This window comes from Epibacterium ulvae (assembly GCF_018678075.1).
Classification (GTDB): Bacteria; Pseudomonadota; Alphaproteobacteria; order Rhodobacterales; family Rhodobacteraceae; genus Epibacterium; species Epibacterium ulvae_A.
Window position 1 is genome coordinate 59,168 of sequence record NZ_JAHHIR010000030.1, and the last position, 17,268, is coordinate 76,435.

Genomic DNA, 17,268 nt, shown 5'->3' on the forward strand with positions numbered 1-17,268 from the left:
CCGTCCAGACAGAAAAACCTCCCACATGACGGGAGGCTTTTTGCGTTGAGATACAGAATTTGGCTTAGAGCAAGCCAGCAGCCGTCAGCAGATCGCGGACATCCGATTGTGGACGTGGGCCGATGTGACGGATGACTTCGCCGGCGCAGATGCAGCCGATGCGGGCACATGTTTCCAGATCGCGCCCGGTCGCCAGACCATAAAGGAAACCAGCCGCAAATTGATCGCCCGCACCTGTGGCGTCGATCGGGGTGATTTTTTCGACCGGCACATCGATCTTGGTCCCGTCGCTCAGAACCGTTGCACCGTCGCCGGACCGGGTGCAGACCACCAAGGGGCAGATTGCAGCGGCTTTGGCCAGAGCCGCGTCCAGATCGTCGGTTTCAAACAGCGACTTGATCTCAGCCTCATTGCCGATGACATAGTCCAGATCATGTTCGATCAGCGACAGGAAATCGGCGCGGTGACGTTCCACACAGAACGGATCTGAGATCGCGATGCCTGCTTTACCACCACCAGCTTTGGCGGCGCGTGCCGCCTCGCGGAAGGCGGATTTGCCTTTGTCTTTGTCAAACAGATAGCCTTCGAGGAAGACGATCTTGGCGCTTTCGGCAACACCGGCGGGCACGTCGTCTGAGCTGACCTCGGACGAGATACCAAGATAGGTGTTCATCGACCGTTCCCCATCGGGGGACACAAAGATCATCGAGCGTGAGGTGGGCAGTTCGCCACCGGCAACGGGCGGGTTCACAAAATCAACGCCATCGTCCTGCATGGCTTGGGCGTAGAATTTGCCCAATGCATCGTCATGCACGCGGCCGATGAACGCAGCCTCAAGCCCCAGCGCGCCGGCACCGGCAATTGTATTGGCAACCGAGCCACCCGGCGTTTGCACGCGGTCGTTCATCGCCGCATAGAGCACCTCGCCGCGATCACGTTCGATCAGCTGCATGATGCCTTTTTCGATGCCCATATGCTCCAGAAAACTGTCGTCACATTGGCTGATAACGTCCACAACGGCGTTGCCGATGCCAACAAGTTGGTAGGTTTTCATAGGGTCTTGTCCTCGAATTGACAGAGATCACGGATTATACAGGTGCCGCACAAAGGTTTGCGGGCTTTGCAATGGTATCGCCCATGTAAGATTAACCAATGGTGTGCATGTAGTTGGAAATCGGCGGGGATGTGGTCCTCCACCGCGCGTTCCACCGCATCCACGTCCTTGCCCGGCGCAATGCCAGAGCGATTGCCGACCCGGAAGATATGCGTATCCACCGCCTGTGCAGGCTGGCGCCACCACATGTTAAGCACCACGTTGGCGGTTTTGCGACCAACGCCGGGCAGGGACTGCAGCGCGGCTCGCGAATTGGGGACTTCGCCACCGTAGTCATCCACCAGCATCCGCGACAGTTTGATCACGTTCTTGGCCTTGTTGCGATAGAGGCCGATGGTTTTGATATGTTCGATCACGCCTTCTTCGCCAAGATCCAGCATCTTTTGCGGCGTGTCGGCGATTTTGAACAGCTCTTTGGTGGCTTTGTTCACGCCCGCATCCGTGGCCTGCGCAGACAGCGCGACAGCGACCACAAGGGTGTAGACATTCACGTGATCCAATTCACCTTTCGGTTCAGGCTCTGCGTCCTGGAACCGGGTGAAAATCTCGCGCAGGGTGTGATAATCAAGTTGCTTGGCCATTGCGGCCTTTAATGGCCTGTTGGATGGTCTGAGGCAACGGCAAAGAGGGGGTTTGCGCCTCTTTGCGCGCGCCTGTGTTCTTATCGCAGGTTTCGGGTCGCGTTGAGCCCGGGACTGGGTAAGACTTAGGCATGAAGGAGAGCGGCGATGGATATGACAAGCGGACAGATGCAGGATGTTTCCGAGCCCGAGCAGGCCTATCATTATGGTGTGATCCGCCGCGCGATGGAAGCCATTGATCAATGCGATGACAGCCTGCTGCTCGAAAACCTGGCGTCTCAAATGGGGATGAGCCCCTCGCATTTCCAACGGGTATTCTCCAGCTGGGTTGGCGTGTCGCCGAAGCGTTATCAGCAATATCTGCGGCTCGGGCACGCCAAATCGCTGCTAAAGGACCGGTTCACCACGCTGGAGACGGCGCATGCGGTGGGTCTGACCGGGTCGGGGCGGCTGCATGATCTGTTTCTGCGGTGGGAGGCGATGAGCCCCGGTGATTACGCTCGTCGTGGTTCGGGATTGCAGATCTATTGGGGATGGTTCGACAGCCCCTTTGGGCTGACGCTGGCAATGGGAACGGATCGGGGATTGTGCGGTCTGGCCTTTGCGGCGGAAACCGGGGCAGAGCCTGCAATGGCGGATATGCGGGCGCGTTGGCCCAAGGCTGAGTTCATCGAAGACCCGATGCAATTGCGCCCCTGGGTCGACGGCGCATTTGCGCAAAATGGCGAAACACAGCTTTACCTGATTGGCGCGCCCTTGCAGATCAAGGTTTGGGAAGCCTTGCTGCGTATCCCGTCGGGCCATGTCACCACATACTCAGAACTTGCCATCGCGGCAGGCGCGCCAAAGGCCGTGCGCGCGGTTGGAACGGCCGTAGGGCGCAACCCGATCAGCTGGCTCATTCCCTGCCACCGCGCCTTGCGCAAATCCGGTGCCTTGGGCGGGTATCATTGGGGATTACCGGTCAAGCGCGCGATGCTGGCCTATGAGGCCGCCAGAACGGAAGAGACCACGACTTAAGGGCCAAAAGGGTCTGATATGGCGGAAAATCGCCGAGAATTTCCCCCGTTCTCTTGAGCCTTTGCTGTGCCGGCATGATATAAAGCCGGAAACAATAATTGTGGCGCCCCGGGGATTGGGGCGCTCAGAGCAGCAAAGGACGTAACATGAACCGCTCGAAATTGATTGTCACCTTGAGCCTTGTGGGTGTGGTGGGGCTGTCCGCCTGCACCGATCCGGTGACTTTCCAGAATGAGAATGGCGAAGCGAACAAGACTCAACGTGGGGCCATTATCGGCGGTCTGGTCGCCGCAACCGTTGGCGGGCTGGCCGCGAATGACAACAAGCTGGAAACGGCAGTTCTGTCCGGTGCTGCAGGTGCTTTGGTTGGTGGTGTCATTGGTCATGAGCTGGACAAGCAGGAAGCCGAACTGCGCCAGACCCTGTCCAACGACATCTCGATCGTGAACACTGGCGATCGTTTGATCGTGTCGCTGCCCAATGATCTGACCTTTGCAACCGACAGCGCGCAGGTCTCAACGGCTGTGCGCGGTGACTTGTTGAAGGTTGCCGATAGCCTCGTGCGCTATCCCAACAGCTCGGTCCAGGTGATCGGTCATACCGACAGCGACGGTGAAGCATATTATAACCAAGGCCTGTCAGAGCGCCGCGCCAATGCGGTTGCCGATCTAATCCAGGCTGGCGGCGTGCCCTATAACCGGATCATCACCGTTGGTCGCGGCGAAGAACAGCCTGTGGCCAGCAACCTGACCCCAGATGGCAAACAGCGTAACCGCCGGGTTGAGATTGTGGTGATCCCAAACGCGACCTAATCGCGTCATCTACCTAGAGCGTTTGACATGGGCCGCCTGCATATGCCGGGCGGCCTTTTGCGGTTCGACAGTGCACACTCGCTGCGCGTGTTAGTGCCTTACGTGCGAAAATTTCGGTGCTATGTTCATCGTAACAGTGACCCAATGAGTGAGTGTAACGATGACACAACCGACATTGCTTTTGATTTCCGGCGCTTTGCGCAAAACCTCTACCAACACCGCATTGCTACGGGAGGCCGCGCGCCTTTTTGGAACGGCCAATGTGGTCGAGGCCGATCTGAACCTGCCACTGTATGATGGCGATCTGGAGACGGCTGATGGCATTCCTGCCGCGGTTCAGGCCCTCGCAGATCACATCGCCGCCGCTGATGCCGTGGTCGTGTCGACCCCTGAATACAACAAAGCACCCTCTGGCGTGCTGAAAAACGCGCTCGACTGGGTCAGTCGTACCGAAGGAGCGCCCTGGGCCGACAAACCGGTGGCTGTGTTGTCGGCTGCTGCGGGACGTGCGGGTGGTGAACTGGCTCAGTCAATCCTGCGTGGTTTTCTGCAACCGTTTGCGCCCCGCCTGATCACGGGCCCCGCGTTGCATCTGGCGGCCTCCTACGAAGCGTTTGATGAGGCCGGGCAGTTAAAAAGCGAACGTTACGCGGCCACTCTGAGCGAACTGATGGCCAAACTGCGCGCTGAGGCAACGGCGTAGACCCCACCAAAACCCGCCAAAGCGCGGGCGTTGCTGCAGATGTTACAGGTTGTCTTCGACCCTAAAGCCCGCAGGGATGGTATCGATCCCCTCAAGGATCAGGTCCGCCATGACGGCGGCCACCTTGGGGGCCATGCCAAAGCCGATCTTGAAGCCGCCGTTGGCGATGAAATGTCCGGTCCGGTTCGGCCAGGGGCCAATCATCGGAGCACGGGATTTGGCACGCGGCCGCACGCCGGCCCAGCGTTCCAGAACGCGCGCCTGCGCCAGTTGCGGCATCGCCTGGATCGCGCGGGCGTGGACCTCATCCAGTTGCGCGTCCGTGTCGTTGGGGGTGTCAAATGTCCGTTCGCTGGTGGAACCGATGGCCGTGGTGCCATTGGCATGCGGGATGACATGCAGACTATCGGCAAAAAGCTGCGGCTTGTCCCGCGCGTCAAAATCCAGCAGCAGTGACTGCCCCTTCACACCGTTCCCAACAGGTTTTCCCAAGTGTTCTGAGAGGGACAGCAACCCGTGATAGCCCGTTGCATGAACCACGCGGCCCATATCATCGCCGGTGGACTGAACTTCACATCCTTGGGCCTTGAGGGCGGCGACCAGGGCGCCGCAGGCCTGGCGTGGAAACATGCGCCCGCTCAATGTGTCATGGATCAGAAAACCGGTTGCGCTGGGCGGTGCCCAGTTGCCGACATCCGCAGCGGGAATAACCTGCCAGATCGCGTTGTCTTGCCACAAGTCCTTGGCGCTGTTGCTGCGCGCCTGCGCCAAGGCCAATGCGCGGTCGTCCTGGATCGGTTGCAAACGGCCCGTGCGCCCATATCCGGCAGAGGTGCCGCCGGCCTGTTCAACCTCCTGCCAAAAACCTTGCGCCATCAGCAGGCTCTCCAGTTGGAAGGCTTTCTTGGGATTCCAATTCTCGGGCACATGGGGGGCGAGGGCGCCGACAAGGCCGCCGCTTGATCCGGCGCCTGCACCGAAAGGGTCAATAACACGCACCTTTGCGCCGCGCTGGACACAGGCCCAGGCGATGGACAGGCCAAAGATGCCCGCTCCGCGCACCGTCACTTCTGCCATTGCCATTTTTGATCCCTTTCGCCAGTGTCAAGCCGTTGTGCCAAGCGCCATTTTAGGGACTTTTCCATGTCAGACCAGCCGTTGAAACAGCCAAAAGCACATCTCAGCTGGCGTGAGGATGTTATCCCGGTCTCAGAGCAGTTTGATGATCCCTATTTCTCTATCCACAATGGTTTGGCCGAAACCGAACATGTTTTTCTGGGTGGAAACGATCTTCCCGCGCGGTTTTGTGACGGGTTTCACATCGCCGAACTGGGCTTTGGAACCGGGTTGAACATGTTGGCGGCTTGGAAAGCCTGGGAAGAGGCAGGGCAGTCCACGCCGTTCACCTTCACCAGTTTTGAAGCCTTCCCAATGGATGTGACCGAGATGGCGCGCGCGCTTGAGGCCTTTCCCGAAGTCTCCCCCTGGGCTGAGCGGTTTCTTGCAAAGTGGCAGGGCGGCGGTGTTCTGGAGCTGGACAGCCTGCACCTCAACGTTGTGATCGGAGATGCCCGCGCGACATTGCCGGCCTGGTCCCATCACGCGGATGCTTGGTTTCTGGACGGATTTTCGCCAGCCAAGAACCCCGAATTATGGGGCGAGGATCTTTTGCTGGCGGTGGCCGACCATACAGTTGATGGTGGTACGGCTGCGACCTATACCGCAGCAGGGTTTGTGCGCCGGGGGCTGGAAAATGCTGGATTTTCTGTTGAACGCATGCCGGGGTATGGGCGCAAACGTCATATGACGCGCGCCACCAAAGAAGCAAAATGAGACGAAACGATACGCGCCGCGGTATTATCCTGATGGTTGCCGCCACGGCGATCTTTGCCATGCAAGATGGTATTTCGCGCCATCTGGCGTCCGGGTACAACGTCTGGATGGTGGTGACGATCCGCTATTGGTTCCTGGCGCTGTTTGTTGTTGCCCTGGCTGCGCGAAAGCCCGGTGGCTTGCGCGAGACCATACGCAGCGGGCGTCCGGTGCTGCAGGTTTTGCGTGGGTTTCTGCTTGCGGGGCAGATCTGTGTCATCGTGACCTCGTTTACCCTGCTTGGTCTGGTAGAGACGCATGCGGTGTTTGCCTGCTATCCTTTGCTTGTCGCAGCACTCTCGGGGCCGATCTTGGGCGAAAACGTAGGATGGCGCCGATGGGCCGCGATCGCGATCGGATTTGTCGGCATTCTGGTCATCTTGCAACCCGGTTTTAGTGTGTTTGATCCGGCTGCACTGGTGGCTTTGCTCGCAGCGGCGATGTTCGCGGTCTACGGTCTGCTCACTCGGTATGTCGCGCGCATCGACACTCCGGATACATCGTTTTTCTATGTTGGTACTGTTGGCGTGGTGTTGATGACACCGCTTGGACTGGCCAATTGGGAGGTCATGACACTGCCAGACTATGGCTGGATGGCCGTGCTGACCGTGATTGGCGCACTGGGGCATTGGTGCCTGATCAAATGTTACGAGGCCGCTGAGGTCAGCGCAGTGCAGCCCTTTGCCTATCTCCAGCTGGTTTGGGTTTCATTTATCGGCGTGTTTGTCTTTGCCGAAACCATGAGCACGAATGTGATACTGGGCGCCTGTGTCGTAGTCACGGCGGGATTGTTCACCCTATGGCGTGAACGCATGAAGCGTTGATCCGGCCAATTCCTGCGAAAAAGGCTGCGGCAGCGTAGCTTTACCAAGGCGGGCGCGATAAACAGGCAAGCTTTCGGTGACCCGCATCACATAATTGCGGGTCTCGTTAAACGGGATATGTTCAATCCAGTCGATGATATCGGGCGTCCCATCGCGTGGATCGCCGTAACGTTCCATCCATCCTTTGGGGCGGTGGGGGCCCGCGTTATAGCCCGCCGCCATCATCACGACATTGCCGTTGAATTCATCCGCAAGCCCCGCCAGATACTGCGCGCCAAGCTGTGCGTTATATTGCCAGTCCTGGGTCAGCCGACCGGTCCGATGGCTGTCTGAAATCCCAAGCTCACCCGCCACCAGCTGCGCGGTTGCAGGCATCAGCTGCATAAGACCACGCGCCCCGGCATGGCTAACAACGCTAGGATCAAATTCGCTCTCACGCCGTGAAATCGCCAATGTCATTTCTTCGGCCATCGGCAGTTTGCGACCAGCCACGGGGTGCAGCGGGAAATAGGCGTTCTTCAGCTCAACCCCGTCGCGCGCCGCCCGTTTTGAGATCATGACCGCCAGATGGGGTTCGTTCAGATCCACCGCGATTTGCCCAACCAGAGCCGCCTGATCCGCCGGAAGGCCTTCCACCAAATGGGTCAGGAAGCGCTCTGCAAGGGTCAGCTCTCCGGCCTCCAACAGCGCTAGTCCGGCCTGCGCGACGGAGCTTTGCAGGAACGCAGCCTCTCGCCAATTTCCAGTCACGCTGGGGTTGGCCAGGCCGGGATCAAAGGGACGCCCCAGTGCTTCGGCCGCAAGGAGGCCGTAAAACGACGTCTGATATTGCGCGGCTTGGTCCATCGCCACATGGGCTTTTTCAACCTCGTCCAAGGCGCCATAGGCCAGACCCAGCCAATACCCGCCGCGCCCAATCGAAATGGGCGTCTCAACCGCCTTTAGAAAGCGGTCAAAGTGAAAAACGGCAAGCTCTGGGTCGCGTAGAAACCGCAGGGCAACATAGCCCGCGATCCATTCGCAATCGACATAGCCATAGCCATCCGCAGGCGTGCTGAAATGGAAGGCCGCCAGTTGATAGGCTTTCTCATAATTTCCATCCCGCATTTCCTGACGAGCAAAGTCACGGCGGCGGCGCAACCATTTCGCTGGCTGGCCCAAAGCCTTGGCACTGGTGCTTTGGCTCATCATGAGGGCAATTGCGTCGGCCTGTCGGCGTTTCCCGTCGCGCCAGGCAAACCGGTCATAGGCCAGGCCACTGGCGGATTGCAGGCGTGCGGGGATCGCTTCGATCTTACCATCTACGCCCGGTGCGACCTCTTGCAAGGCGATCCGCGCCTCAGCCAGCGCGCGCTGCGCCGTGGTCAATAGCGGCAGCATCCGTCCGGCGCTTTGCGCATGATTATCCCACAACAGATAATCGGTGCGATCCGCGTGATGGTCGCGCAAAAGGGAGCCGTGGCGGGATAGGAAAGCCTGATGTGCCACCTCGGGCATTGCCATGGTGCGCCAGGCTTGGATGATCTGGGCGCGGCCGTCTGTGCGCCGTCCATTTGCAATCAGCGCCTCACCATAGGCCAGTGCGCCGATGCCGGTCTGCGGGGCGGCCTGTTCAAAAAACCGTAGGATTGACTGCGGATCGGACCGCGCAATCGTGGCCTCACTGCGGCGTCGCAACAACGAAAGCCCCGGCCAATCCGCGCGTTTGTCCAAAAAGGTCAGTACATCCCGCGCGGACCCTTCACCTGCCCGCAGACGGTGCCACTCCACCAAGTCTTGCGCGATCACATCGCGACGACCGGCTTCGCGCCGCGCCGTGTCCCAATCCTGCGACTGGGCGGCCTGCATGGCGTCTGCCAAACCTCGGGTCAGGCCTGCCTGCGGCAAGATTAAACCAAAAGAGACCGCAGAAATAAGGGCGATCCGGCGGAGTGTGTGTGTCTTCACTTGCATTTTCCAGCGACTCGGGGATAGAGCCTGTGACGATAGTTCGTAGCCCGGCGGTATCAAATCAAATCCGCGGGACCACGCACCGTCAGGACTGATCCAGGGCGATTTCTCGCCTACGTTAAAAGCAAGACACTCACAAGTAAGGGAGCGTGCACCATGTTCAAAGGCTCAATGCCAGCCCTCGTCACCCCGTTTCGCAACGGTGAATTGGATTTGGACGCGCTCAAACACTTGGTCGAATGGCAGATCGGTGAAGGATCCACCGGGCTTGTTCCCGTGGGCACCACCGGTGAAAGCCCGACCTTGAGCCATGAAGAACACGAAACCGTGGTGGCCGAAGTTGTCAAAGCAGCCGCAGGCCGGGTGCCTGTTATCGCGGGCGCGGGATCCAACAATACGGTCGAAGCGATCCGTTTTGTGGAATTCGCATCTAAAGTCGGCGCCGACGCGGCCTTGGTTGTCACCCCCTATTATAACAAGCCGACACAACGCGGCATGATTGCGCATTTCACTGCGCTGCATGACTGTGCGGATGTGCCTATCATCATCTACAACATTCCGGGCCGCTCCATCATCGATATGATGCCTGCGACTATGGGCGAATTGGCAAAGCTGCCGCGTATCGTCGGGGTCAAGGATGCAACCGGCGATATCGCCCGTGTGAGCCAGCAACGCGCGTCTTGTGGCGCTGACTTTGTGCAGCTGTCCGGCGAAGACGCCACCGCACTTGGGTTCAATGCGCATGGCGGTGTGGGCTGCATCTCGGTCACGGCGAACGTGGCCCCCAAGCTCTGCGCCGCGTTCCAGGCTGCGACGTTGGCCGGAGACTATAAAACCGCGCTGGAGTATCAGGACCGTCTAATGCCGCTGCACGAGGCGATCTTTATCGAGCCGGGCCTTGTGGGTGCGAAATATGCGCTGTCCAAATTGGGGCTGTGTTCTGAGGAAGTCCGCTCGCCTTTGACCGGGCTTGAGGACAGCACCAAAGCGGCCATCGACGCTGCCATGGCGCACGCAGATCTCGTCTAACCCTGTTTAGACATCCACGGTTACATCATCACGCCAGCCCCTTTGGGCTGGCTTTTGTTTTGGGCGCTCACATCAAGCCTTTTAGATGGGCGGTTTTTTCAGGGTTGCGTAGCACATAAATCTTGCGGATTTGGTCGCCGTCGAGTTCCACCAAAGTGGCCTGCAAGATACCATCTGCCTCGTAACTCAGAACAGCCGGACACCTGTTTAAGGTGCAGAATTTCCAGAGCTTGGGCACTTGGTGCCCGGTTTTTGCAGCCAGCCCAAGGCAGAGACGCCGCACTTTTTCGCGCCCTATGATAGGGTTCAGCGCGGCCGAAGCCTTGCCACCGCCATCTGACACCAGGACCGCGTCCTCTGTCAGGAGCTGGGTCAAGGCCTGTGTATCGCCCGTCTTGGCCGCTACAAAAAACGCCTGCATCAGCGTCTCACCCTTTTCAGCGTTTACTTTATTGCGGCTGGCATCGGTCCCGATGTGGCGACGTGCGCGCGTCACAAGCTGGCGACAGGTCGCAGTGGGGCGATCCAACGTGTGGGACAGGTCGTTGTAATCCAAATCAAAAATGTCATGTAGCAAATAAGCCGCGCGTTCCAGCGGGCTCAACCGTTCCAATGTGCACAGGACCGCATAGGACACATCCTGCGGCGCGATGGGATCCTCCAAAATGATCGGTTCGGGCAGCCATTCTCCTGGATAGACTTCCCTCCGGTGACGGGCAGATTTTAAATGGTCAAGACACAGGCGAACCGCAGTTTTTTGCAGGAACGCGGCACTGTTCACAACCCTGCCCGTCGAGGACTGCTGCCACCGCAAATAGGCCTCTTGCACAATGTCGTCCGCGTCGCTGGCACTGCCCAGCATACGATAAGCGACCGCGAATACCCGCGGTCGCGCTTCCATAAAGGAGGCTAGTGGATCTGTGGTCGTGCTTTGGCTCACGCAGTCTCCATCTCTTGGGAGACAGGGTGCGGGGTTTGAAAGCCAATTGCAATCCGGTTCCAGCTGTTTATGGCACTAATCAACAGTGTCAGAGCAACTTGCTCACGTGGGGAGAAGTGAAGCGCTACGGTTGCGTAGTCTGCGTCGGGTGCGCCCTGGGTAGAGACATGGGTCAATGCTTCGGTCCAGGCAAGTGCTGCGCGTTCGCGATCATTGTACAAAGAGGATTCGCGCCATGCATTCAGCAAATGCATCCGGTCCTCAGTCTCACCATGCGCGCGTGCGTCATGGGTGTGCATGTGAATGCAGAATGCGCAGCCGTTTATCTGTGACGCGCGCAGCTTGACCAATTCGATCAGGCTGTATTCCAAGCCGCTGTCTTTCAACAGTTCTTCTTGTTGGATCATGGGCTGAAGCAGGTCAGGGGCGATTGCAAAGTGATTGATGCGTTGCGACATGTCGTCTTCCTATTTGTTGTCCAAAAAAGAAGACGAGACAGCCCATGAGTTTGTGACATGCGTGCGCGGTTTTTTTGTCTTAAAGGCGCGGTTTATGGTTCGAAAGCCTGCAGCGCTTGTGCCAACAGCGCGAGGCCTGGGTCAATCTGTTGCGCCTCGATTGAGGAATAGCCGATGCGGTAGTAATTGTGGTGGCGGTTTTGTTGCGCAAAAAACGGCGCTCCGGGTTCGACCAACACGCTTTGATGTCGCAAACCCGCTGCGACTTGCGCCATATCCACGCCGTCCGGCGCACGCATCCACAGCGCGGACCCCCCGTAAAGCCCGCCGCCAGCAACATTCAACCCATATTTCTGGATCGCCGCGTCCAAACACATGCGCCGGTCATGCAGCACTTTGGAGATCCGTCGGATCTGCGCGTCGTAGTGGCCGAGCGACAGGAAATAGGCAACGGTGCGCTGGATGTGGCCGGGGGGGTGGCGCAGCACACTGGCACGCAGGGCGCGGGCCTGCCGGATAAAGGTTTCGGGCCCAACCAGATAGCCAAGCCGCAGCCCCGGAAAGAGAGATTTGGAGAACGAGCCGACATAGATCACGCGGTCATCCGTATCCAGTGACTTCAACGCGGGCGCTGGCGCTTTGAGGAACGACATTTCGAACTCGTAGTCGTCTTCCACCACCACCGCATCGATTTTGCGGGCATGATCCAACAGCGCTTTGCGCCGGGATTGCGGCATGTTCACGGTTGTCGGGCTATGGTGGCTGGGGGTGACAAAAATCACATCCGTGTCGTCCGCGATCTGGTCCGGCGGCATGCCGTCGTTGTCTACGGGGACCAAATCCATGTGACAGCCTGTGTCCACCAATTGATCGCGTAGGGTGTAATATGTTGGGTCTTCCAACGCGGCTTTGCGGTCTGGTGCCAGCAAGATCTGGGCCGTCAACCAAAGCGCGTTTTGCGCCCCCATGGTGATCAGGATTTCTTCCGGTCGGGCCACAACGCCGCGCCGTGGCAGCGAATGGCGCGCGATATATTCCACCAAAAGCGGGTCGTCCTGGTCATATTGATCATTGGCCAAGGCGGTAAAGTCGCGCGCTCCCAACGCACGCAGGGCGCATTGACGCCAATTGGTGTGATCAAACAGGGACGGGTCGGCCTGACCATAGATGAACGTATAGCGATAATCGCGCCAATCCTTGGGACGGCGCGGCGTGTCGCCGCCTGTGAATGCACGTGCAATCGCCGCGTCCCAGTCTTTGGTTGTTGTTGACCGCTGGCGCGGCTTGTAGCTTGGCGGGATCGGCGCGTTTTCAGATACATAGTAGCCAGAGCGCCCGCGTGACATCAGGTAATCATTCGCGACAAGCTCGGTGAAAGCCAGGGTGATGGTAATTCGGCTGACCCCCAAATGGGTGGCAAGTTTGCGAGAGGACGGCAGTTTCTCTCCACGGCGAAACCGGCCTGACAGAATACCTTCTGCGATCATCTCTTGCACCTGTACCTGCAGGGTGCCCGGCGCATCCGGTTTTAGGAAGAAAGTGTCGACGGCAATGGCCATTAGGGAGTCCATTTCGAACAATGAAGACAGCGTATTTTGGACCTATATCAGAAATTTTTGGCTATAGGGGTCGGATCCATCGCGTATTCAAACAATCTGCCGGGTTGACTACCTCCAATAAAACTATAAAACTAGTTATATAGAATCAACGGAGATGCACGTATGGAATGGGAAGAAGCCGCGCAGGGGTTCTCCGCGATGGGGTCCGAGGCCCGATTGCAGGTGCTCCGTGCGCTAATCCGCGCCGGGGATGCAGGGCTGACAATGGGCGACCTGCAAGAACGGACCGGCATCGCGCCGTCAACCTTGGCCCATCACATGAAGTTTTTGGCGGGCGCAGGTGTGGTCGCACAAGAAAAGCAGGGGCGCAGCACGATAAACCGCGCCTGTTTCGACAAATTGGAAGCGCTTGCGGGTTTTATCCTCAGCGAATGCTGTGCTGACCAGGTCAGCTTATCAAAATGCGAAAACGAGGTTGAGACATGACCGATCTAACACAAGGCGTGGGCCTTCCCCGCCCTCAATGGAAATGGCTGTCCACGCCCTGGACCATCAGCATCAGCTTGTTGGTCGCTGTGGCTGTCATCGACATTGGGCAATTCGGTTCCGTGGCGGCCTTTGCTGGCAATGCACTGCTGCACACGTTGCAATATGTGGTCTTTGCGGTGCTTTTGTTGGCGTTCCTCAAGGCAACAGGGGCCGAGGTCATGGTGGCCCGTGCCTTTGAAGGGCGCGAGACGCGGATGATTTTCTTGGCGGCGATGTTTGGCGGGCTGGCCCCGTTTTGCTCCTGCGAGGTGATCCCCTTTATTGCCGGGCTCTTGGCGCTTGGCGCGCCTTTGTCAGCGGTCATGGCGTTTTGGCTGTCTTCGCCGCTGATTGACCCGCCGACGCTGTTGATTACGGCGGCAGCTTTGGGCTGGCCCTTTGCCGTGGGCAAGGCTTTGGCGGCCGTGGGGATTGGGCTGTTTGGTGGCTTTGCGATCAAAGCAGCGCGCAGCTGGGGCGTGTTCGCCAACCCGTTGAAACAACAGCCATCAACTGGATGTTCGAGCTGTGGTACGCCGAAAATGGACGCCAAACCGGTTTGGAAATTCTGGACCGAAACCACGCGTGTTGAAACCTTCCGCAAGGAAGCCTTCACCAACGGGATCTTCCTGCTGAAATGGCTCGCGCTGGCCTATGTGCTGGAAGCGTTGCTGGTGCACTACGTCAAGGCCGAGACGATCGCCGGGCTGGTTGGCGGTGAAGGTGTGGTTCCCATCGCGATTGCAGCACTTGTGGGCATGCCCGCCTACCTCAACTCTTATGTCGCTCCGCCGCTTTTGGCCGGGCTGATGACCCAAGGGATGAGCGCGGGCAGCGCCATGGCCTTTATGGTGGCAGGCGCCGTGAGCTCGATCCCGGCGATGGCTGCAGTTTGGTCGCTGGTGCGGCCCCAGGTCTTTGCCGCTTACTTGGGACTGGGTGTTTCGGGTGCCATCCTGGCCGGGTTGTTGTTCCAAATGGTCTAGTCGACCGGCAAAGAGACACCACAAACAGAAAGCCCCAGGTTTGCACCCGGGGCTTTTGATTTTGCCGATTTGGCTTTGTCCTAAGGGCTGAGATTAGCCAAACACTTTGGTCAGAGCGACATCAACCGCGTCGGTGATCTTGTCCACATCTTCGGCTGTGATGATCAGCGACGGGCTGAAGCATAGGGTGTTGTTTTTGCCTGGGATCGAACGGTTGGTCACACCGATCAACACGCCCTGCGCGCCCACTTCGCCGACAACCTGTTGCGCGAATTTCTCGTCCACAGGCGTCTTGCTGTCGAGATCAGAGACTAGCTCCGCACCCAGGAACAGACCTTTGCCACGAACATCACCGATGACCGCGTGTTTCTCTTTCAACGCTTCCAGATTGGCCTTCATGCGGGCACCCATATCGGTGCAGTTTTGCAGAAGCTCTTCATCCTCGATGATGCGCATGTTTTCCAATGCCGCCGCCGGGCCTGCGGTGCAGCCGCCAAAGGTGGAGATATCGCGGAAGTAGTTCAGCGGATCGCTTGCGTCGTCTTTGAACATGTCAAAGACCTCTTCGGTGGTGACCATCACCGCAATCGCCGCATAACCCGAGGCCACACCTTTGGCCATCGTCACGAAATCGGGCTTGATGCCGTAGTGCTGGTAGCCGAACCATTTGCCTGTACGGCCAATTCCACAGACCACTTCGTCGATGTGCAGCAGGATGTCATACTTCTTGCAGATCTCCTGAACACGCGGCCAGTAGCCTTCGGGTGCTTCAATCACACCACCACCGGCAGTCACCGGCTCGAGGCAAAGGGCACCAACGGTTTCGGGGCCTTCTTTCAGGATGACTTCTTCGATCAGGTTCGCCGCTGCAACGCCGAACTCGGCACCGGACAGATGGCCGAGGCCGATCTCGTCTTTGCGGTATTCCATGCAGTGGGGGACGCGGATGAAATCAGGCGCGAAGGGGCCGTATTGTACATTGCGCTCGTCCTGGCCGCCCGCCGACATCGCCGCCAAGGTGGAGCCGTGATAGTCGCGATCGCGATAAAGGATCTTGGTTTTCTTGCCGCCGTATTTTTTATGGGCGATCTGGCGCACCATTTTGAACGCTTTTTCGTTCGCTTCCGAGCCTGAGTTTACGTAGTAGACGCGGCTCATGCCGGGCATCTTGCTGATCAGCTTTTCTGCATAAAGCGAGCCAGGAATAGAGCCGGCTGAGTTGGCGAAATAGCAGACCTTCATCATCTGGTCATAGACCGCTTTGGCGATGCTTTCACGGCCATAGCCAACGTTGACGGTCCAAACGCCGCCGGAGACCGCATCCAGGAACTCTTTGCCGTTTTGGTCCCAGACACGCATGCCTTTACCTTCGACAATGATACGCGGATCCGAAGTTTCCAGCGGTTTATGTTGCAACAGATGGTGCCACAAATGAGCCTTATCAGCTTCTACCACTTGGCTCAGATCATTCTCTGTAAACGCGCCTTCCATATCGAATCCTTTCCTGCGGGCATGGGGGACCCCGTCCGCGGACAGGGCTGTTAATCATGAAGTGGCGGATCTGCGAATTCTTTGACAGGGCCAGTTTTTGACCCTGTTTATATCCAGACGTATTTCATTGCGGGTTTCTGGCAAGGCGGGCACCTGCGTCATCCCGGCTGCCAAAAAAATGAGCACCGCAGTCGCGTGCGGGGCTGCCCCAAAGACTCAGACAGCGGCGGGCGTTCCCTGATCAGGAAACTTTGCGCTGTTTTGGCGACATGTGTAGCCGACAGTGGTTGCCGGTGACCCGGCTGTGACGCTCGCGATCCGTAAATTGACGCTAACGGCCACAGTTGCCCATTTTCCGCGTGCTATTGACCCGAAGTTGAGAGATCTATTGCCGAAATGGCTGACACAGAATGTGCGAGATCGTTTCTTCGCGCATCCATCCGTATGAAAGACTGAGCTATGTCGAAATTTGTGCTTACTGTTCAATGTACTTCGCAGCGTGGATTGGTGGCTGCTGTGTCCACCTTCCTGGCCGACCGAGGCTGCAATATCACCGATGCGGCCCAGTTTGATGATACCGAGACGGGCCGTTTCTTTGCACGTCTCGCTTTTGAAGCGCCAGAAGCCGAGACACTGGAAGGCTTTAACGAGGGTTTTGTGCCCGTAGCCGCGCCTTTTGACATGCAGTTTGGCTTCCACGAACAGGGCACAAAGATGAAAGTTCTGATCATGGTCAGCCGCTTTGGTCACTGCCTGAACGATCTGCTTTATCGGTCGCGCATTGGCGCATTGCCGGTTGAGATTGTTGGCGTGATCTCCAACCACTTGGAATATCAAAAGGTTGTGGTGAACGCGGATATTCCGTTCCACTACATCAAGGTTACAAAAGAGAATAAACCCGAAGCCGAAGCGGCGCAGATGCGGGTGATCGAGGAAACCGGCGCAGAGCTGGTGGTGCTGGCGCGCTACATGCAGGTGCTGTCGGATGAAATGTGCACCAAGATGTCGGGCCGTATCATCAACATCCACCACTCCTTCTTGCCGTCGTTCAAAGGCGCGAACCCTTACAAGCAGGCGTTCGAAAAAGGCGTGAAGCTGATCGGTGCGACAGCGCACTATGTGACGGCCGATCTGGACGAAGGCCCGATCATCGAACAGGACATCGTACGCATCACCCACGCACAGGCGGCAGCGGATTACGTGTCGCTGGGCCGTGATGTCGAAAGCCAGGCTCTGTCACGTGCGATCCACGCCCATGCCAATCACCGCGCGTTTATCAATGGCAATAAAACCGTGGTCTTCCCGGCGTCTCCCGGCAGCTACGCGTCCGAGCGGATGGGCTAAGCCTTTACTCTACAACACATGCACCCCGACCTGTTTGGGTCGGGGTGTTTTGCAGGT

Annotated in this window: 17 protein-coding genes; 9 read left to right on the top strand and 8 right to left on the bottom strand. The window is 58.1% G+C overall.

Going from position 1 to position 17,268, the window contains the following annotated elements; all coding sequences use genetic code 11:
* Positions 1 to 64: 64 nt before the first annotated feature.
* Complete coding sequence (locus KMP13_RS08085) at positions 65 to 1,054, bottom strand: adenosine kinase (RefSeq protein ID WP_215265335.1); 990 nt, start codon at positions 1,052 to 1,054, stop codon at positions 65 to 67.
* Entirely contained in the window at positions 1,051 to 1,695 is a 645-nt protein-coding gene (gene nth, locus KMP13_RS08090; protein WP_215265336.1) for an endonuclease III, read from the bottom strand. Before nth ends, KMP13_RS08085 begins: the two co-directional genes overlap by 4 nt.
* Positions 1,696 to 1,842: 147 nt before the next feature.
* On the opposite strand from nth, the gene KMP13_RS08095 reads away from it, so the two are divergent.
* From KMP13_RS08095 to KMP13_RS08105, 3 genes are all read left to right on the top strand, one after another.
* Complete coding sequence (locus tag KMP13_RS08095; RefSeq protein WP_251363733.1) at positions 1,843 to 2,715, top strand: methylated-DNA--[protein]-cysteine S-methyltransferase; 873 nt, start codon at positions 1,843 to 1,845, stop codon at positions 2,713 to 2,715.
* A 146-nt stretch (positions 2,716 to 2,861) separates the two neighbouring features.
* Entirely contained in the window at positions 2,862 to 3,527 is a 666-nt protein-coding gene (locus tag KMP13_RS08100) for an OmpA family protein (protein WP_215265337.1), read from the top strand.
* A gap of 160 nt (positions 3,528 to 3,687) precedes the next feature.
* Positions 3,688 to 4,230, top strand: a complete 543-nt coding sequence (locus tag KMP13_RS08105) for an NADPH-dependent FMN reductase (protein ID WP_215265338.1) — start codon at positions 3,688 to 3,690, stop codon at positions 4,228 to 4,230.
* A 42-nt stretch (positions 4,231 to 4,272) separates the two neighbouring features.
* On the opposite strand, the gene KMP13_RS08110 is transcribed toward KMP13_RS08105, so the two are convergent.
* Positions 4,273 to 5,313, bottom strand: a complete 1,041-nt coding sequence (locus KMP13_RS08110) for an NAD(P)/FAD-dependent oxidoreductase (RefSeq protein ID WP_215265339.1) — start codon at positions 5,311 to 5,313, stop codon at positions 4,273 to 4,275.
* 60 nt (positions 5,314 to 5,373) lie between these two features.
* On the opposite strand from KMP13_RS08110, the gene mnmD reads away from it, so the two are divergent.
* Both mnmD and KMP13_RS08120 read left to right on the top strand, forming a co-directional pair.
* Positions 5,374 to 6,063, top strand: coding sequence for a tRNA (5-methylaminomethyl-2-thiouridine)(34)-methyltransferase MnmD (gene mnmD, locus KMP13_RS08115; protein ID WP_215265341.1), 690 nt, complete (start codon positions 5,374 to 5,376; stop codon positions 6,061 to 6,063).
* Complete coding sequence (locus tag KMP13_RS08120) at positions 6,060 to 6,926, top strand: DMT family transporter (RefSeq protein WP_215265342.1); 867 nt, start codon at positions 6,060 to 6,062, stop codon at positions 6,924 to 6,926. Before mnmD ends, KMP13_RS08120 begins: the two co-directional genes overlap by 4 nt.
* Here KMP13_RS08120 and KMP13_RS08125 read toward each other — a convergent pair.
* Complete coding sequence (locus KMP13_RS08125) at positions 6,900 to 8,879, bottom strand: lytic transglycosylase domain-containing protein (RefSeq protein WP_215265343.1); 1,980 nt, start codon at positions 8,877 to 8,879, stop codon at positions 6,900 to 6,902. The two genes, KMP13_RS08120 and KMP13_RS08125, sit on opposite strands and share 27 nt — an antisense overlap.
* Before the next feature lie 153 nt (positions 8,880 to 9,032).
* Between KMP13_RS08125 and dapA the strand changes: the two genes are divergently transcribed.
* Entirely contained in the window at positions 9,033 to 9,905 is an 873-nt protein-coding gene (dapA, locus tag KMP13_RS08130) for a 4-hydroxy-tetrahydrodipicolinate synthase (RefSeq protein ID WP_215265344.1), read from the top strand.
* A gap of 67 nt (positions 9,906 to 9,972) precedes the next feature.
* On the opposite strand, the gene sigJ is transcribed toward dapA, so the two are convergent.
* The 3 genes from sigJ to KMP13_RS08145 all read right to left on the bottom strand — a co-directional run bounded on the left by sigJ (position 9,973) and on the right by KMP13_RS08145 (position 12,862).
* Positions 9,973 to 10,845 (bottom strand): RNA polymerase sigma factor SigJ, encoded by an 873-nt coding sequence (gene sigJ, locus KMP13_RS08135; RefSeq protein ID WP_353055694.1) that lies wholly within the window; start codon positions 10,843 to 10,845, stop codon positions 9,973 to 9,975.
* Positions 10,842 to 11,303 carry a carboxymuconolactone decarboxylase family protein gene (locus tag KMP13_RS08140; protein WP_215265346.1) on the bottom strand — a complete coding sequence of 154 codons (462 nt, stop codon included), beginning with the start codon at positions 11,301 to 11,303 and terminating at the stop codon, positions 10,842 to 10,844. The genes sigJ and KMP13_RS08140 overlap by 4 nt, the downstream gene beginning before the upstream one ends.
* Positions 11,304 to 11,395: 92 nt before the next feature.
* Positions 11,396 to 12,862 carry a PLP-dependent aminotransferase family protein gene (locus KMP13_RS08145; RefSeq protein WP_215265347.1) on the bottom strand — a complete coding sequence of 489 codons (1,467 nt, stop codon included), beginning with the start codon at positions 12,860 to 12,862 and terminating at the stop codon, positions 11,396 to 11,398.
* 162 nt (positions 12,863 to 13,024) lie between these two features.
* Here KMP13_RS08145 and KMP13_RS08150 point away from each other — a divergent pair, with 162 nt between their 5' ends.
* Positions 13,025 to 13,348 (top strand): ArsR/SmtB family transcription factor, encoded by a 324-nt coding sequence (locus KMP13_RS08150; protein ID WP_215265348.1) that lies wholly within the window; start codon positions 13,025 to 13,027, stop codon positions 13,346 to 13,348.
* Entirely contained in the window at positions 13,345 to 14,376 is a 1,032-nt protein-coding gene (locus tag KMP13_RS08155; protein WP_215265349.1) for a permease, read from the top strand. The genes KMP13_RS08150 and KMP13_RS08155 overlap by 4 nt, the downstream gene beginning before the upstream one ends.
* Positions 14,377 to 14,469: 93 nt before the next feature.
* Here KMP13_RS08155 and KMP13_RS08160 read toward each other — a convergent pair whose 3' ends face one another.
* Positions 14,470 to 15,867, bottom strand: a complete 1,398-nt coding sequence (locus tag KMP13_RS08160) for an aspartate aminotransferase family protein (RefSeq protein WP_215265350.1) — start codon at positions 15,865 to 15,867, stop codon at positions 14,470 to 14,472.
* A 459-nt stretch (positions 15,868 to 16,326) separates the two neighbouring features.
* Here KMP13_RS08160 and purU point away from each other — a divergent pair, with 459 nt between their 5' ends.
* Positions 16,327 to 17,211, top strand: coding sequence for a formyltetrahydrofolate deformylase (purU, locus tag KMP13_RS08165; RefSeq protein ID WP_215265351.1), 885 nt, complete (start codon positions 16,327 to 16,329; stop codon positions 17,209 to 17,211).
* Positions 17,212 to 17,268: the final 57 nt, after the last annotated feature.

Excerpts from the sequence above, each read along its gene's own strand:
- dapA (WP_215265344.1), top strand. The coding sequence starts at position 9,033 with ATGTTCAAAGGCTCAATGCCAGCCCTCGTCACCCCGTTTCGCAACGGT.
- KMP13_RS08155 (WP_215265349.1), top strand. The coding sequence starts at position 13,345 with ATGACCGATCTAACACAAGGCGTGGGCCTTCCCCGCCCTCAATGGAAA.
- mnmD (WP_215265341.1), top strand. The coding sequence starts at position 5,374 with ATGTCAGACCAGCCGTTGAAACAGCCAAAAGCACATCTCAGCTGGCGT.
- KMP13_RS08085 (WP_215265335.1), bottom strand. The coding sequence starts at position 1,054 with ATGAAAACCTACCAACTTGTTGGCATCGGCAACGCCGTTGTGGACGTT.
- KMP13_RS08105 (WP_215265338.1), top strand. The coding sequence starts at position 3,688 with ATGACACAACCGACATTGCTTTTGATTTCCGGCGCTTTGCGCAAAACC.
- KMP13_RS08160 (WP_215265350.1), bottom strand. The coding sequence starts at position 15,867 with ATGGAAGGCGCGTTTACAGAGAATGATCTGAGCCAAGTGGTAGAAGCT.
- KMP13_RS08120 (WP_215265342.1), top strand. The coding sequence starts at position 6,060 with ATGAGACGAAACGATACGCGCCGCGGTATTATCCTGATGGTTGCCGCC.
- nth (WP_215265336.1), bottom strand. The coding sequence starts at position 1,695 with ATGGCCAAGCAACTTGATTATCACACCCTGCGCGAGATTTTCACCCGG.
- KMP13_RS08100 (WP_215265337.1), top strand. The coding sequence starts at position 2,862 with ATGAACCGCTCGAAATTGATTGTCACCTTGAGCCTTGTGGGTGTGGTG.
- KMP13_RS08145 (WP_215265347.1), bottom strand. The coding sequence starts at position 12,862 with ATGGCCATTGCCGTCGACACTTTCTTCCTAAAACCGGATGCGCCGGGC.
- KMP13_RS08125 (WP_215265343.1), bottom strand. The coding sequence starts at position 8,879 with ATGCAAGTGAAGACACACACACTCCGCCGGATCGCCCTTATTTCTGCG.
- KMP13_RS08095 (WP_251363733.1), top strand. The coding sequence starts at position 1,843 with ATGGATATGACAAGCGGACAGATGCAGGATGTTTCCGAGCCCGAGCAG.
- KMP13_RS08150 (WP_215265348.1), top strand. The coding sequence starts at position 13,025 with ATGGAATGGGAAGAAGCCGCGCAGGGGTTCTCCGCGATGGGGTCCGAG.
- purU (WP_215265351.1), top strand. The coding sequence starts at position 16,327 with ATGTCGAAATTTGTGCTTACTGTTCAATGTACTTCGCAGCGTGGATTG.
- KMP13_RS08110 (WP_215265339.1), bottom strand. The coding sequence starts at position 5,313 with ATGGCAATGGCAGAAGTGACGGTGCGCGGAGCGGGCATCTTTGGCCTG.
- KMP13_RS08140 (WP_215265346.1), bottom strand. The coding sequence starts at position 11,303 with ATGTCGCAACGCATCAATCACTTTGCAATCGCCCCTGACCTGCTTCAG.